At 31.4% G+C, this 16,195-nt stretch carries 11 protein-coding genes and 1 pseudogene; 7 read left to right on the top strand and 5 right to left on the bottom strand.

From position 1 onward, the window contains the following. Positions 1-36: 36 nt before the first annotated feature. Positions 37-819 (bottom strand): carbonic anhydrase, encoded by a 783-nt coding sequence (locus tag AC2GW8_RS13260; protein ID WP_440880353.1) that lies wholly within the window; start codon positions 817-819, stop codon positions 37-39. 571 nt (positions 820-1,390) lie between these two features. Then, positions 1,391-2,539 carry a sensor histidine kinase gene (locus tag AC2GW8_RS13265; protein ID WP_440880354.1) on the bottom strand — a complete coding sequence of 383 codons (1,149 nt, stop codon included), beginning with the start codon at positions 2,537-2,539 and terminating at the stop codon, positions 1,391-1,393. 76 nt (positions 2,540-2,615) lie between these two features. On the opposite strand from AC2GW8_RS13265, the gene AC2GW8_RS13270 reads away from it, so the two are divergent. Then, the gene (locus AC2GW8_RS13270) at positions 2,616-3,476 is read left to right on the top strand and encodes a flavin reductase family protein (RefSeq protein ID WP_440880355.1); all 861 of its coding nucleotides are present in this window, start codon (positions 2,616-2,618) and stop codon (positions 3,474-3,476) included. 7 nt (positions 3,477-3,483) lie between these two features. Then, positions 3,484-3,855, top strand: coding sequence for a DUF3127 domain-containing protein (locus AC2GW8_RS13275; protein ID WP_440880356.1), 372 nt, complete (start codon positions 3,484-3,486; stop codon positions 3,853-3,855). A gap of 294 nt (positions 3,856-4,149) precedes the next feature. Here AC2GW8_RS13275 and AC2GW8_RS13280 read toward each other — a convergent pair whose 3' ends face one another. Together AC2GW8_RS13280 and AC2GW8_RS13285 are read right to left on the bottom strand one after the other, a co-directional pair. Further along, positions 4,150-4,779, bottom strand: coding sequence for a YqaA family protein (locus AC2GW8_RS13280; protein ID WP_440880357.1), 630 nt, complete (start codon positions 4,777-4,779; stop codon positions 4,150-4,152). A 311-nt stretch (positions 4,780-5,090) separates the two neighbouring features. Continuing rightward, on the bottom strand, positions 5,091-6,647 hold the full coding sequence (locus AC2GW8_RS13285; protein WP_440880358.1) for an NAD(P)/FAD-dependent oxidoreductase: 1,557 nt from the start codon (positions 6,645-6,647) through the stop codon (positions 5,091-5,093). A 63-nt stretch (positions 6,648-6,710) separates the two neighbouring features. On the opposite strand from AC2GW8_RS13285, the gene AC2GW8_RS13290 reads away from it, so the two are divergent. Both AC2GW8_RS13290 and aat read left to right on the top strand, forming a co-directional pair. After that, a complete protein-coding gene (locus AC2GW8_RS13290; protein ID WP_440880359.1) occupies positions 6,711-8,090 on the top strand; it encodes a short-chain fatty acid transporter in 1,380 nt (459 codons plus the stop codon). A 67-nt stretch (positions 8,091-8,157) separates the two neighbouring features. After that, on the top strand, positions 8,158-8,781 hold the full coding sequence (aat, locus tag AC2GW8_RS13295; RefSeq protein ID WP_440880360.1) for a leucyl/phenylalanyl-tRNA--protein transferase: 624 nt from the start codon (positions 8,158-8,160) through the stop codon (positions 8,779-8,781). Between the two features lie 76 nt (positions 8,782-8,857). On the opposite strand, the gene AC2GW8_RS13300 is transcribed toward aat, so the two are convergent. Next, positions 8,858-10,783 (bottom strand): CocE/NonD family hydrolase, encoded by a 1,926-nt coding sequence (locus AC2GW8_RS13300; protein WP_440880361.1) that lies wholly within the window; start codon positions 10,781-10,783, stop codon positions 8,858-8,860. A 473-nt stretch (positions 10,784-11,256) separates the two neighbouring features. Between AC2GW8_RS13300 and AC2GW8_RS13305 the strand changes: the two are divergent. The 3 genes and pseudogenes from AC2GW8_RS13305 to AC2GW8_RS13315 all read left to right on the top strand — a co-directional run bounded on the left by AC2GW8_RS13305 (position 11,257) and on the right by AC2GW8_RS13315 (position 16,027). Then, positions 11,257-13,217 (top strand): annotated as a pseudogene (locus AC2GW8_RS13305) (protein-disulfide reductase DsbD family protein). Between the two features lie 160 nt (positions 13,218-13,377). Next, on the top strand, positions 13,378-15,333 hold the full coding sequence (locus AC2GW8_RS13310) for a YgiQ family radical SAM protein (protein ID WP_440880362.1): 1,956 nt from the start codon (positions 13,378-13,380) through the stop codon (positions 15,331-15,333). A gap of 49 nt (positions 15,334-15,382) precedes the next feature. Beyond that, on the top strand, positions 15,383-16,027 hold the full coding sequence (locus AC2GW8_RS13315) for a porin family protein (RefSeq protein ID WP_440880363.1): 645 nt from the start codon (positions 15,383-15,385) through the stop codon (positions 16,025-16,027). The last annotated feature ends 168 nt before the right edge of the window (positions 16,028-16,195 follow it).

Raw genomic sequence — 16,195 nt, forward strand, 5'->3', positions numbered from 1 at the left:
GTTTTAATATACTTGTGAGCAAGTATTTTTATAAAATTATTCTGTCATTTGAATTTTTCTACCGTTTAAGGGTTGTTCTTTCCTATAATTATTTACAGGCATTAAAGTTTTTAAAATATTAACCTGTTCTACTGATATTGTAATCGGCTCTTTAAAGATAAACCACTTAACTCCTTCTGTACATGGAGGTGTTGTTAAAGATCCTGTATAGCTATAGTACCCTCTATTTAAAGGAAGATTATGATTTAAATTAAAAGGTTTGTTTATTTTTTTTACTTCACCTTTTTCTAAAGGTAAAAAGCTTTCAAGAAATTCAAAGGGAATACTTGTCTTGCCTTCTTTAGCCATAATAGCCAAAACTAAATACTCTCCTGTAGAATTTGCATGAACCATGTGGATAACTAAAGGATATCTGACGCCATCAATTGTATGTTCTGACGATTCGTGAAAATGAATTTGTTTCAAATTAAAACGTTCATTTTTGTAATTAATATAGTCTCCTTTTTCGAAATTATATTGTATCGAGTGGCCATTATTTTTTACGCTATGTATTTTTGTACTCTTTTCATAATGAATATCTAAAGAATTTAATTGACTATCAATTTTAGCATTAATACTAATTATATTGATTGGAGACTGAAATTTACCACCACATTCGGAGTTTTTTTCAAGTTCAGCCCAGTGCTCCGGACCACTTTCTCCGGAGTAACTCCAAGCTTCTTCTTCTTTATTGGTGTTTTTAGAAGATGTTTTTTTCTTTTGGCAACTAATTAGTATTACAAGTATCAAAAGAAATTGTATGTTATTTTTTAGTCTCATTTTTTTATGTTTTTATTTACCTAATAAGGTTATGAAGTTAAATTTTGTAAGATTATTTTTAGTGTTTTAAACGAAATAATTTTTAAACGACAATAAAAAATAAATAACCTTTTGGAGAAACTATTTAATATGATATAGATGTTTTTATTCGAATTTCGATGTGTTTTCCTTTTAAAAAATTGAAAAATATTTTTGTGAGATGTTATAAAGTTTTCTTTTTCTTCAAATGGAGAAAAATCTAGTACTTGAGTATGGAGTTTTATAGTATCTTTTATTATACTTTCGAAATTCTTTATAAAGTCAGCATCGGAAATTAAAGAGTTGTTTCCGTAGCTAATGGTTCTAGCAATTGATTTCGTGTTGGAAAAGAAAGTTAAAAATAGTAATGTAAGTAACTTTAATGAATGATATTTTAAAGTTTTGTTTTTCATAAGTATGGAGAAATAAAAATATATTGCTCTTATATTTCTCACTACAAAGATATTACCGACTTATTTTAGAAGCAAAAGAATAATTGCAAGTAATTTGTTAAATGTAAGTTAAATTAAATAAAAAATAAAATACTTAAATATTATTCTTTTTCTAAATTTATTTCAAATGTAGTACCTTTTCCAAGCTCAGATTTTTGGACAAAAATCCTTCCCTTATGATAGGTTTCAATTATTCTCTTAGATAAAGAAAGTCCTAGTCCCCAACCTCTTTTTTTTGTTGTAAATCCAGGGTTAAAAATATTTGTAAATTGTGATTTAGGGATCCCTTTTCCTGTGTCTGATATCTGAATGATAACATTCTTGGAATTTTCTGTTATCTTAAGAGAAATGGACCCTTTACCAGCCATAGCATCAATAGCATTTTTGATAAGATTTTCAATTACCCAACCAAATAACTCAACACTAATGCGAGAAGTTATATTTGAGCGAGAAGTATCGAAAAAGAAGCTAATTTGTTTTGAGCTTCGAGATTCTAAGTAATTGAAAACACGTTTCGTTTCATGAATAATATTATTTTTTTGTAAGTCGGGTAAAGAACCAATTTTTGAAAATCGATTGGCTATTATATTTAAACGATCTACGTCTTTTTCAATTTCGTTAACATACATTTCATTCACTTTTTCAAATCTTAAAATTTCAATCCATCCCAATAATGAAGACAAGGGGGTACCTATTTGGTGGGCTGTTTCTTTTGCCATTCCTGTCCAAAGTTTATTTTGTTCTGCTATTTTATTAGATTTAAAAACCATATAAATAATAGTTAGAAACAAAGCTAGAATTAAAAGCAGGGCTAGTGGATAGTATTTTAACTTGTAAAGTAAGTCCGAATTACGATAATAAATGTATTCTTTATACCCAGTATTTTTTATAACAATTGGATCATTTTGCCTTTTCATTAAAGAAAGTTGTTTTTTTAAATACAAAGTATCCTTTGACTTAATTGAGTCTAGATTATTGGTTCTAATAAAATTACCTTCTTCGTCAACAGCTAGTGCAGGAATATTTTTAATACCATCAAAAACCTTTATTTCTAAATTAAAACTGGCATTAGAATCAGGATTTGAGGCCATTTCTTTAATTGCTGATGCATACAATTCCATTTTCATTCGTTCTTCTTCCTTGAATCTCTGGAAGAATGTATAGGTGTTCCATAGTATTAATAGAACAATTATAAAAGATACAAGTATAACGATTCGTTTGATCCAAAAACTATTATAAGAAAAACTCATAGGTCAAATATAAACTATTCTCAGGTATAACTTCTTTAAGTAAACTGTAGTATATTTACACTAAAAATATAAAACGATGTTATCAATAGATCCTAAAAGCATTCCAACTTCAAAATTGCATGGGTATCTTCTTGGGGCTGTTGCACCAAGGCCAATTGCTTTTGCTAGTACAATAAGCGAAAAAGGGGTGCCAAATTTATCTCCTTTTAGTTTTTTTAATGTCTTTGGTGCAAACCCACCAATTATGATTTTTTCACCAGCAAGAAGCGTTAGAGCCAATAAAACAAAACATACTTTAGACAATGCAGAAGAGATAAGAGAGGTTGTTATTAATATTGTTAATTATGATATTGTTCAACAAATGTCATTAAGTAGTTCTATGTACCCAAAAGAAGTTAATGAATTTGAAAAAGCAGGTTTAACAATGCTTCCCTCAGATATAGTTAAACCTTATAGGGTTGCAGAGTCTCCTGTTCAATTTGAATGTAAAGTAAATGATATTATTTATACGGGAAACAATGGCGGAGCAGGTAATTTAATTGTATGCGAGGTTGTTAAAATTCACATTAACGAAAAAGTATTATCTGATGATGGAAGTATTGATCAATATAAAATAGATTTAGTTTCTAGGGCAGGCGGAAATTATTATAGTAGAGCAAGGGATGGTTTTTTTGAGATACCAAAGCCTTTATCAACCCTTGGAATAGGGGTAGATAAAATTCCGTTTGGAATTAGAAATAGTAAAGTATTAACCGGTAATGATCTTGGTATGCTTGGTAATGTTGAAAAATTTCCTACCGATGATGATGTTAATAACTTTGCTAAAGAACATCAAAGGTTTGTTGGTGTATCTGAAGAAAAAAAGCATACTTTTGCACACGAGTATTTACAAAATAATGACGTAGAAAGTGCTTGGAAAGTACTTTTATTAAAATAAATGATTAATGGAAGTAATTGGTAAAATTAAATTAATAAACGGAACACAAACTTTTGGAAGTAATGGATTTAGAAAGCGTGAGTTAGTAGTTACTACTGATGAACAATATCCACAAATGATTCTTATTGAATTTATTCAAGATAAATGTGATTTGTTAGATAGTTATCAAATAGGTCAAGACGTAAAAGTTTCAATTAATTTAAGAGGTAGGGAGTGGATTAATCCTCAAGGGGAGGCTAAATATTTCAACTCAATACAAGGTTGGAGAATAGAGAATTTAGCTCAAGCTTCCTCTAATCAAAGTATTCCTCCAGCTGATAACTTTGCACCAGCACCTGATTTATCATCAGATAATGAGCCTGATGATTTACCATTTTAACATAAAGAATTAAAATAGTTAATTAAAAGAGCCAGTTTAGGCTCTTTTTTTATGCTGAAACCTGAATTATATCGGAAATTACAATTTATTTAACGGAAACTACATTAATTATTAAGAAATAGCTACTTATATTTGAAGTATCCTCATTTAATGAGGGTGTTTTAAGGGGAAATAAAAAACCTTCTAGGTTTATCCTAGAAGGTTTAATGTAAAAGTTATTTTTACATAATATCGAGTTGTTTCTTTTACTAATTATTATTTTCTAATTAACTAGATGTTTCTTCCTGTTTTATATTAACTCACCATATTAAAAATAGCCCAAGCATAAATAGCGAATCGTAAAAAGCGAAACAATCCAAATGTGATGACACCTTTGATAGGATATTTAATCATTCCTGCTGTCATACAGCTTATCGAAAAAGGTAAAGGCAAAAGCGCACCAACTAAGATTAAAAAGCCCCCCCATTTACTTGTGTTTTTTAAATGCTTAGCCATTTTTACTTCTAAGTATTGATTGATGGTTTTTATTTTTCGAGTTGACCTACCAATAAAATAAGCGATAATACCTCCAAGATAAGATAAGAAAGCAAGTATCGAAAGATTAATTACAGGCTCTGTCGTTTTTTTTGACCAAGCAATAAAAATTTCAGGAGGAATTAACCCTAATATAGTTTCTGATACAAAGAAAGTAATTAATACACCAGCTCTAGAGAAGGTTTCTGTCATGGCTTGTAGACCATCATTGATATTATAAACATATTTATTGAAGATTATCAATCCTACGATAACAGCAATAATGGGACCTATAGCTTTTTTTAAACTTTCCCATATAAACATATAGAAACCAGTTCTCTTGTAATAAACATGTAGCCTTTTTGCTTTAGGAGATTTGTTTTTCTTTTTTCCTTTCTTACTATCTTTCATTTTATACCCGTTACACTCGTAATTTACGAGTTTGCAAAAATACAAGGTAATCCTTCATAAATCAAAGAAATAATATAATTATTAAAGGTTAATTGTTATTTATTTCAGTTGATACTATATTTTAGTTACTATATTTTTTCATGTTTATTTTATGATATGAGGTCAATATTTTTATTACGTAGTTTCTTCTTTTAAGTGGGGGTCATAAAGTAATTTTCTTTTTTATGATATTGTGATTTTTAAATATCACCTTTATCGAGTGCAACCGTTTAATTCACTATGTTGAATTGTTACTTTTATTTTAAGATATCTTACAAAATTTGCGAAGCAGCCTCAGCACAACGTTCACCATCCATTGCAGCAGATATAATACCTCCTGCATATCCACCGCCTTCACCACAAGGAAATAATCCTGTAACTTCAGGGTGTTCCAGTGTATTTTTTCTTGGGATATTAATAGGAGACGACGTTCGAGACTCTACCCCAATAATATTTGCCTCATTCGTATAATATCCATGCATCTTTTTTCCAAATGCAGTAAATCCCTTTCTGAGTCTACTTCCAATGGTTTTAGGTAACAAAGAATGAAGTGGGGATGATTTTAGTCCTGGTTGATATGAAGTAGTATTTAAGCTTGATGATAAATTCCCTTCAACAAAATCGGTGAGTCGTTGCGCTGGTGCAACTTGAGATTTTCCTCCAGCATTGAAAGCTAGCTTCTCAAGGTCACGCTGAAATTCAAGTCCTTTAAAAACACCAAATTTTTCATATTTTGGAATGTCTTCATCTACATTGATTTCAACTACAATCCCCGAATTAGCAAAAGCGTTGTTCCTTTTTGAAGGCGACATACCATTTACGACAACTTCTCCAGGGGCAGTTGCAGCAGGAACTATGAAGCCTCCAGGGCACATACAAAACGAATAAACGCCTCTGTTTTTCACTTGATGTACAAGACTGTAAGCAGCTGCAGGTAATAGTCCATTTCTTTGACCATTACAACTATATTGAATTTGATCTATAAGTTCTTGAGGGTGCTCAACACGAACTCCCATGGCAAAGGATTTAGCTTTTAAAAGAACATTTTTGTTATTAAGGAGTTCAAAAATGTCTCGGGCAGAATGTCCTGTTGCTAAAATAACGGCATTAACAGATAGCTCTTGCCCATTTTGAATTCGTATGGCTTTTAGTTTGTTGTTTTTTATGATAAAGTCCGAAACACGAGAATTAAAATGAATTTCACCACCGTATTTTAATATTGTTTCTCGAATGTTCTTAATAATTTTTGGAAGTTTATTCGTGCCAATATGCGGATGGGCATCAATAAGGATTTTTTCAGTTGCTCCATGATATACTAAATTTTCAAAAATACGTCTAACATCACCTCTTTTTAGACTGCGTGTGTAGAGTTTTCCATCGGAATAGGTTCCAGCTCCTCCCTCTCCAAAGCAATAATTAGAGTCTTTGTTGACTTCATGAAATTGATTTATGGCTCTTAAATCTCTTCTTCTATCTTGAACATTTTTTCCTCGCTCTAAAACAATGGGTTTGTAACCTAATTCAATACACCGAAGTGCAGCATACATACCTGCAGGTCCAAAGCCTACTATATGTATTTCTTTTGCACTGGAAACATCTTTATAGTCAAAATGGTATGCTGTTTGTTCAGGAGGGGGTTCATTTATGTAAGTGGCGATTTTATAATTAAAAAAAACTTCTTTTTTTCGAGCATCAATTGATTTTCGATGAACTTTTATACTAGTGATGTTTTCTGGTTCTACGCCTAGTTTTTTGGCAGCCTTTTTTATAAGTATATCCTGTATTGTTTCTTCAGTCAAACTAATACGAAGTTGTAGTTCTTTTACCATATTGCAAAGCTAGTAAAACAATTTAGTCTATTTGTTTATTTTTATCAAATCAAACTTTATAAAATGAATCTTACAGAAACCATAGAAAAAGTCTTCAAAAAGTATTTGCCATCTCCATTTACGATTGCAATTGTTCTAACCATTATCGCTTATTTATTAAGTGTGCTTTTTACAAAACCAGAAAATGTTTCATTATATCCTTATTCTTTAGAAGTGCTTAGTTTTTGGGAAAAAGGTATATGGACAAACGGATTATTGGTTTTTGCCTATCAAATGATGTTAATTTTGGTTTTAGGACATGTATTAGTTTTGAGTAATCCAGTAAGTAAACTAATTGTAAGGGTCACTAAATATTGTACAAATACGGCTGTAAGCGCCGCTATTGTTGCTAGTTTTACAATGCTGGTTGCTTTTTTTAATTGGGGGTTAGGCTTAATCTTTGGAGCTTTACTAGCAAGAAAAACAGCGGAGCATGCGCAAGCAAGAAATATAGCTTTGAACTATCCAATAATAGGAGCTGCAGGGTATGTAGGTTTAATGGTTTGGCATGGGGGGATTTCAGGTTCTGCTCCGATTAAAATTAATGAGGTAGGGCATATAAAAAGCATTATGACATCTGTGTCATCGAAAGATATTTTAAAACAGATCCCAAGCCTCATTGATTATTCAGAGACTGTTTTTAGTTTTTGGAATCTACTTATTTTCTTACTTGTACTTTTATCAGTAACAGTAACATTTTATTTTTTGGGGAGTAAATCAAAAGGCACAACGATAAATTTACCAGTATATAGTTTGTGTCCAAAAGAGGAAGAAAATGGAACAATGAGAACCTTAGATAGTTCTAAATGTTTAGCTTATGGTTTTGGTATAGCTATTCTTATAGTATTTTTTTATCAGTATGGTGCTGCTATTTTAGTTTTAAAAATAACTCCAAATTTAATCAATTTTTTTATGTTAGGATTGGGAATTATCCTGCATGGAAGTTTTAAGAAATTTACAAATGCAATTAACGAATCAATTAGTGATGTATCAGGTATTTTAATCCAATTTCCTCTTTACTTTGGTATTATGGGTATAATGAAAAGCACAGGAATGGTTGTTCTAATTTCTGATTTTTTCGTTTCCATATCGAACGCAACAACACTCCCGATATTTACATTTTTTAGTGCAGGTCTTGTAAATATATTTGTTCCTAGTGGTGGAGGTCAATGGGTTGTACAAGGACCAATTGTTGTTGAAAGTGCATTGAAATTAGGAGTACCTTTGCCTAAAGCAATAATGGCAATGGCTTATGGAGACCAAGTTACAAACATGTTACAACCATTTTGGGCGTTGCCCTTGTTGGGAATAACGAAATTAAAAGCAAGAGAGATACTACCTTATACGCTAATTGCTATGGTTGTTGGAAGTATTGTTTATTTAATAGGGCTTCTTGTTTTTTAGTTGGTTAAAAAATAACTATCGAAAGCTCTATGAGTTGCTTAATTTTTAAAATAGTAATTGAATTTATATGATATGGTTAAGTAAAGAAATTTCATTTCCACCATATAACACCGCTACAGAGGATGGTATTATTGCATTAGGTGGAGATTTATCAGTTGAAAGACTAAAGTATGCGTATCAGAAAGGTATATTCCCTTGGTTTAATGAAGGAGAACCTATTGTGTGGTATAGTCCTTATAAAAGAATGGTTTTATTTCCAGAAGAAATTAAAATTTCGAAGTCTATGAAGCAAGTGCTTCGGAAAAATGATTTTTTAATTACCGAAAATAAAGCATTTGCAGAAGTAGTTTATAATTGTAAATACATTCATAGATCAGATCAATTTGGAACCTGGATAACTGATGAAATGCAGGAAGCCTATTTGAGATTGCATAGATCGGGCTTAGCTAAGTCAATTGAAGTTTGGCGCAATAATAAAATTCTTGGAGGCTTATATGGAGTTGATTTGGGGAACGGTGTTTTTTGCGGAGAAAGCATGTTTAGCAAGGAGAGCAATATGAGTAAATTAGCTTTTATTCATTTAGCTAAAAACTGCAACTATAAATTAATTGACTGTCAAGTTTACAACGATCACCTAGCAAGTTTGGGAGCCCGAGAAATACCAAGGGAAAAGTTTTTAAAATATTTATAGTTGTTTTACACAAAACGTACAATGCTAATAACGCATTATTAGCATTGTGTGTTATAACATATCAAATAATTATTGTTTACTTAGCAATATTAAATTCAATAGTTGAATCTGTGAATACAGAATGTATTTGAGTTTTAAAGTCTTCCTTATTAGCTTTGTAAATGTTGTTAACGAAAGTTTGAGGATTAAGATCAATTAAAGGAAACCACGTACTTTGAACTTGAACTTGAATTTTATGCCCTTTTTTAAAAGTATGAAAAATATCTTGAAGCTTTATATTAACATTGGTTTTCTTGTTTGGGATAAATGGTTCAGGTTTAGAAAAACTATTTCTAAATCGACCACGCATAACCTCACTTCTTACCATTAAATGATAATTACTTAATTTTAGGTGTTTTTGCATTTCATCGTTATTATCTTCTAAGTCATGCGGATGTACATCAATAACTTTTACAATCCAGTCAGCAGCAGTACCCGTTGTAGCAACCTTAAGTTTGGCTAAAATATCTCCTGCTAAAGTAACATCATTATTTAAAACCTCAGTTTCAAATACTAATACATCAGGTCTTCTAGCCGCAAAACGTTGGTCGTCGGTCATATACTTTCTGGGTGTAAAAACTGTTTTAATATCCTCTGAATATGGAACAGGTTTTTTTACATCACTTATAAAGTTGATAGATTTCGATTTTGAGTGGGGAGTTGTAGATAGTTTTTGGTTGTCCGACAAAAAGAAAATTTGTTTGTTCGTGTTTTTTGGAGGCCAGGTATCATATGATTGCCATTTCTTTTTTCCTGTATCAAAAACATAAGCTTCTGGTAATGATAAGCTATTTGTTTCTTTGTTTTTTAAAAAATGGTTGAAAAATTTGGTTTCTATGTTTTTTTGAAAGTTTAAGGATATTGAGTCGCCGAAATAATAATTACCAACCGTGTTTTTGACTTTATCTCTAGACCAACCTCCATGATCCCATGGACCAAAAACTAAAATATTATTATTTTCAGTTTGATACTTTTCTATTGCTTTGTAAGTTTCAAGAGGTCCATATAAGTCTTCAGCATCGAACCAACCACCTACAACCATGGTAGCAACATTAGAAGGCACTTTGTTTAAGTGTTGTATAACCCCTTTACTTTCCCAAACGGAATCATAATTAGGATGCTCGGTAATTTCTTTCCAGAAAAAATCATCAATCAACTTTTTTGAGTCATCTTTATCTATCGAAGTATCGCTGTACTTAAAATAGTTATTCAAGTTTTTGATAGGGCCTTTATCAAGAAAAAATTGATATTGATCTTGGGTTTTCATTTCAGGAAATTGATACCAAGCGACATTAGTAGGTTGATCTTTGTAAGTTCCAAATAATGAAATAGCTCTAAAATAGCTAAGTAAAAACGCACCATTATGATGAAAATCATCGAAGAAGAAATCACCAATACATGCTTGAGGAGAAGCCGCTTTAAGCGCAGGGTGAGCGTCAATTGTTGACATTGTAGCGTAATGTCCAGGATATGAAATACCCCATGTTCCAACCTTTCCGTTATTATTGGAAACATTTTTTACTAACCAATCAATAGTGTCATAAGTATCGGTAGTTTCATCAGTTTGTTTTTCTGTTTTATTGGGAATGTAGGCACGCATATTATCATAAACCCCTTCACTCATCCATCTACCACGAACATCTTCGTAAACAATTATATTACCTTCTTTCATTAGGGTAATATTAGGACCTATTTTATCTTTGAATTTATTTTTACCATAAGGCCTACAGCTATAAGGAGTTCGTTGAAGTAAAATCGGATATTTTTTTGAAGTGTCTTTTGGACTATAAATTGTTGCATGAAGCTTAATACCATCACGCATGGTTATTTTTACTTCTTTTTTCTCATAGTTTTCTTTTACGTAGTTATTTTCGTTTTCCTCTATTATGAGAGATTTTTTATTAGAGGTGCAACTGCAGACTACTAATAAAAAAAGTAGTGTGGAGAAAAAATGTTTTTTCATAATTACTAATTTTTAAAAATACTAACAAAATTTTGTGAAATTAATTTTATCACTTTGATTTTGTAGTGAAGGATTGATAGTTTTGTTTTAAAAACAAAGCAAAACTAAATAATTAATTTTAGTTATATATAAAAGTTAACAGAATAGATAGCTGGTTTATGTTTTAAGGTGTCTTTTTTAGTGTGAAAATTTTTATGAATTATTCTTGCAAGGTGTTTATATTATTAGGAAGTATTTTAAGTAATAAAGGGCAGAAGTATTTATTATGTAGTATGCAAACATAAATCGTATAACACGATTTTGAGTTAAAATTTCATTTTTTAGTATTGTAACTAAGATTTGGCAGTTTTCGTAAGAAGTTGTCTTAGTATATTACGGCTGAAATTTTAAAATAACCATAAATTAAAAAATATTTATTTATTTTAAAATTTTATTTAATTACATTTATCGGATAATAAAAGCAAAATAGATAGATGAAATCAATAATAAACGTTCCCCTAAAAAGTAGTATTAAATTTATACTTGTTTTATTATTCATTACTTTTTCTAACAAAGGATTTTCACAAATATACGAGCCTGTTAAATGGAAGGCTTCTGTTGAAAAAATATCAGAATCAGAGTACAACCTTGTAGCAACTGCCATGATAGAAACGGGTTGGCATATTTATTCTCAGAATGTAAAACAAGGAGGTCCTATTCCAACAACATTCTTTTTTACTGAGAATAAAGGTTTCAAATTAATAGGAAAGGTTACAGAAGAAAAAGGGCATACTGTTATGGATGAAACGTTTAATATGAAAGTTAAATCTTTTTCAAACAAAGCATCTTTTAGGCAAAAGGTACAAGTTCAGAAAGGAACTCAAAAAGTTGAGGGATCAGTAGAATTTATGGTCTGTAGAGAAACACAATGCTTACCACCAACAGAGATTGACTTATCTTTTGATTTGACGAAAGCTAAAGCTCTTAAAAAAAAAAAGACAGTAGCACCGAAAAAGGTTTACTAGCTATATTTTTAATAGCTTTTCTTTCAGGATTTGCAGCATTGTTAACACCTTGTGTGTTTCCAATGATTCCTATGACTGTTAGTTTTTTTACAAAACAGAGTAAAAATAAATCGCAGGGTATAAGGAATGCCATTATCTATGGGGTTTCTATTATTGTAATTTATGTTGTTCTTGGTTCTATTGTTACAGGTGTTTTTGGAGCAAATTCTTTAAATGCTTTATCTACTAGTGTTTGGTTTAATTTGTTGTTTTTCTTTTTACTAGTTGTTTTTGCCATTTCATTTTTAGGAGCATTTGAAATTACCTTACCCAGTTCTTGGGGAACGAAAATCGATACGAAAGCAGATAAAGGAGGTTTAGTAGGCATTTTCTTTATGGCACTAGCTTTAGCGATTGTATCTTTTTCATGTACAGGTCCGATTGTAGGGACATTATTAGTTGAATCAGCTTCAAAAGGAGGACTTGCTCCAATTGTTGGTATGTTAGGATTCTCAATGGCTATAGCACTTCCATTTACTTTATTTGCAATTTTCCCTGGTTGGATGAATTCTTTACCAAAATCTGGAGGATGGTTAAATACAGTGAAGGTTGTTTTGGGTTTTTTAGAATTAGCATTAGCCTTTAAATTTTTATCAAACGCTGATTTGGTTCTGCAGTTGCACTTTTTGGAGCGCGAGGTTTTCTTAGTCATATGGATTGCTATTTTTGGAACACTTACTCTTTATTTATTTGGAAAAATTAGACTACCACATGATGACGCTTTATCACATATTTCTGTAGGAAGGTTAAGTCTTGGTTTGGTTTCATTGTCTTTTACATTATATATGTTACCAGGCTTATGGGGAGCCCCTTTAAATTTAATAAGCGCATTTCCTCCACCTCAGAATTACAGTGAATCTCCATATGGAGTAGGGTATCAAAAAGCGAGCTCAGTTTCTGTTTCTAAATCAAATGATTTTCAAGCAACGTTACCTGATGGAGCGCATTTAATGGCGCCTCACAATATACTAGCATTTAACGATTATGACAAAGGTCTGGCTTATGCAAAGCAGGTAAACAAGCCCGTGTTGATTGATTTCACTGGACACGCTTGCGTGAATTGCAGAAAAATGGAACAAAATGTCTGGGTGAAGGATAAAGTATTATCAGTGCTGAAGAATGAGGTTATTTTAATTTCCCTTTACGTAGATGATAAACGAGCTTTAGAAAATGATGAAATTGTAGCGTCAAAATTGCGCCCGGGAAAAAAGTTAAGGTATATTGGTCAAAAATGGAGCGAACTACAAACCATAAAATATAAAACAAATTCACAACCGTATTATGTTTTAATGGACTTAAATGAAGAAAATTTAATCGATCCTGTAGCTTATACACCAGAAGTAGATGAATATTATAACTGGTTGAAAAAAGGGATAAGCTCTTTTAAATAGTCAGTAATTAAAATATTGATTAAAAATACTTTCTATAGATAGAAAGTATTTTTTGTTAGCTTACTTTAATAGTCGAAAATAAAATAATTTAAAGACGTTATTTTAATGTTTCATAGTAACAACAGTAAATTAAATCAAAACAACGTACCTTTGCACTGGTATGAGAATTAGACGACTTTCAGATTGGTTACCTACCACAAATAAGGAGGTAAAGTTAAGAGGATGGGATGAATTAGATGTAATTCTATTTAGTGGCGATGCGTATGTAGATCATCCAGCTTTTGGACCAGCTGTTATTGGTCGAATTTTAGAAAGTTATGGACTACGAGTAGCGATTGTTCCACAACCAAGCGTTCATGATAATTTACAGGACTTCATTAAATTGGGTAAACCCCGATTATTTTTTGCTGTAACCGCGGGTTGTATGGATTCTATGGTAAGTAACTATACAGCAAGTAAACGGAGAAGAGATAAAGATGCATATACACCCAACGGAGACAAAGGGTTTAGACCAGATTATGCAACTTCGGTCTATACAAAAATCTTAAAAGAAAAATTTCCAGAGGTACCTGTTTTAATTGGAGGAATTGAAGCCTCTTTGAGGAGAGTAACGCATTACGACTATTGGTCTAATAAATTAATGCCCTCTATTTTGGAAAGCTCTGGAGCTGATATGCTGGTGTATGGTATGGGAGAACAGCCACTAAGAGAATTGGTAGAGCTTTTGCAAAAAGGAGTTCCCTTTTCAAGTTTAAAAACCATCAAACAGACCGCTGTTTTATTAGAAGATGGAGAAAAAATTCCCAAAAATAAAAACTGGAATGATATTGAAATTTCTTCACATGAAATCTGTCTGAAAGATAAAAAAGCATATGCCTCGAATTTTAAAATAATAGAACAAGAGTCTAATAAACTTTACGCAAGAAGAATTTTTCAAGCGGTAGGAGACAGGAAATTAATGATCAATCCACCGTTTCCAACGATGACAGAGAAAGAAATCGATGGTTCTTTTGATTTGCCTTACACAAGAATGCCGCATCCTAAATACAATAAGCGGGGTGCAATTCCGGCCTACGAAATGATTAAATTTTCAGTTAATATTCATAGAGGCTGTTTCGGGGGATGTAGTTTTTGTACAATTTCAGCACACCAAGGAAAATTTATAGCTAGCAGAAGTAAAGAATCGGTTTTAAAAGAAGTCGATGAATTAACTAAGATGGATGATTTTAAGGGATATCTTTCTGATATTGGAGGTCCCTCCGCAAACATGTATCAAATGAAGGGAAAAGTACAAGCAATATGTGATAAATGTGTTGCACCTTCTTGTATATCACCAGTTATTTGTAGTAATTTAGATACCTCACATAAACCGTTAACAGAGTTATATCAGGCTGTTGATAAGCATCCAAAAGTAAAAAAGTCATTCATAGGAAGTGGGATAAGGCATGACATGCTGGTACCTGAATTTAATAAAAATGCAGACCATAAGGAATTAGATGCCTATACAGAAGAAGTAATGTCAAAACATGTTTCAGGTCGGTTAAAAGTAGCACCAGAACATACTTCAGACCCCGTTTTGAAATTAATGCGAAAGCCTTCTTTTTCATATTTTCATAAGTTTAAGGAACGATTTGATAAAATAAATAAAAAGAGGAAGTTGAACCTTCAACTAATACCTTATTTTATATCAAGTCATCCAGCTTGTGAGCCAGAAGATATGGCTAACCTCGCTGCTGAGACAAAAGATATGGGGTTTCAGTTAGAGCAAGTACAAGATTTTACACCCACACCAATGACAGTAGCTACTGTTATTTATTATAGCGGATACCATCCTTACACTTTAAAAGAGGTAAAAACACCTAAAACAAAACAAGAAAAGTTAGATCAACATAAATTTTTCTTTTGGTATAAGAAAGAAAATAGAAAATGGATTAAGGATAAATTAACTAAAGTAGGTCGTGCTGACTTATTAAAAAAATTACTCCCAGAAGACGCATCGTGGCGAAAGAATTCACCGAGAAAAGCAAAGAACACATTTGATGATGCTATTACTTTTAAAGAGCATTCAAAATCACCAAGAAATAAATCAAGAAGATTAAAAAAGAAAAGAAGATAGTTTTACTTTTAATTTATATATTTGCCCCGAAATTGTTAAATTAATTATTATGAAAAAGCTATTAGTTGCTATTAGTATTACTATTTTATCTTTTAATTTTCTTAAAGCACAAGAAAAAGGAGACATCGAGTTAGGAGGAAATATTGGTGTTAATTTTTCGAATGTAACGCTTGGACGAAATACTTTTAATAATAGCAATCTAAGTACTGATCATACTACAGGGTTCAATATTGCTTTAACTGGAGAGTATTATTTCTCAGATCGTTGGGGAATTAAAACAAAACTTATTTATGATCAAAAAGGATGGGGTAATGGATTCTTAGATAATTATGATACAGGAGAGCGTGTTATTTCAGATTATGAGCTAAGTTATTTTACGATACCAGTTTTAGCGAATTGGCATTTTGGGTCAAATAGAAATTGGTACCTAAATTTTGGTTTATATGCCGGGTTTTTAATTGATGTTAATTTAAAAGATATCTCTACTAATATTGAATTAATGGAAAGCTTTGAGACGACAGATATTGGTTTAGCCTTGGGTATTGGATATAAGTTTCAGATAAGTGAAAATACACGTCTTTTTTTTGAATTTGATGGTCAAAGTGGTTTCAATTCCATTAATAAAGAAAATAATGGAGAAAATATAACAAACAGCAGAAGTTCTATTAACTTTGGTGCGCTGTTTTTCCTTTAAAAAAGTTAGTATACATTACTCACACCATAAAGTATATAAAATATAACCCCATTTTTTATGGGGTTTTTTAGTTGGCAAGAAGTCAACCTTTAAAATCTATATCTAAATAGGAATCATCAAAAAAATCTAAAATGAATAGGTGTTCTGCTCATAAAAAAAATAAACCAT

The organism is Tenacibaculum profundi, from assembly GCF_057162725.1.

Coding starts and splice junctions, on each gene's coding strand:
- AC2GW8_RS13260 (WP_440880353.1), bottom strand. CDS start 819: ATGAGACTAAAAAATAACATACAATTTCTTTTGATACTTGTAATACTA.
- AC2GW8_RS13265 (WP_440880354.1), bottom strand. CDS start 2,539: ATGAGTTTTTCTTATAATAGTTTTTGGATCAAACGAATCGTTATACTT.
- AC2GW8_RS13270 (WP_440880355.1), top strand. CDS start 2,616: ATGTTATCAATAGATCCTAAAAGCATTCCAACTTCAAAATTGCATGGG.
- AC2GW8_RS13275 (WP_440880356.1), top strand. CDS start 3,484: ATGGAAGTAATTGGTAAAATTAAATTAATAAACGGAACACAAACTTTT.
- AC2GW8_RS13280 (WP_440880357.1), bottom strand. CDS start 4,779: ATGAAAGATAGTAAGAAAGGAAAAAAGAAAAACAAATCTCCTAAAGCA.
- AC2GW8_RS13285 (WP_440880358.1), bottom strand. CDS start 6,647: ATGGTAAAAGAACTACAACTTCGTATTAGTTTGACTGAAGAAACAATA.
- AC2GW8_RS13290 (WP_440880359.1), top strand. CDS start 6,711: ATGAATCTTACAGAAACCATAGAAAAAGTCTTCAAAAAGTATTTGCCA.
- aat (WP_440880360.1), top strand. CDS start 8,158: ATGATATGGTTAAGTAAAGAAATTTCATTTCCACCATATAACACCGCT.
- AC2GW8_RS13300 (WP_440880361.1), bottom strand. CDS start 10,783: ATGAAAAAACATTTTTTCTCCACACTACTTTTTTTATTAGTAGTCTGC.
- AC2GW8_RS13310 (WP_440880362.1), top strand. CDS start 13,378: ATGAGAATTAGACGACTTTCAGATTGGTTACCTACCACAAATAAGGAG.
- AC2GW8_RS13315 (WP_440880363.1), top strand. CDS start 15,383: ATGAAAAAGCTATTAGTTGCTATTAGTATTACTATTTTATCTTTTAAT.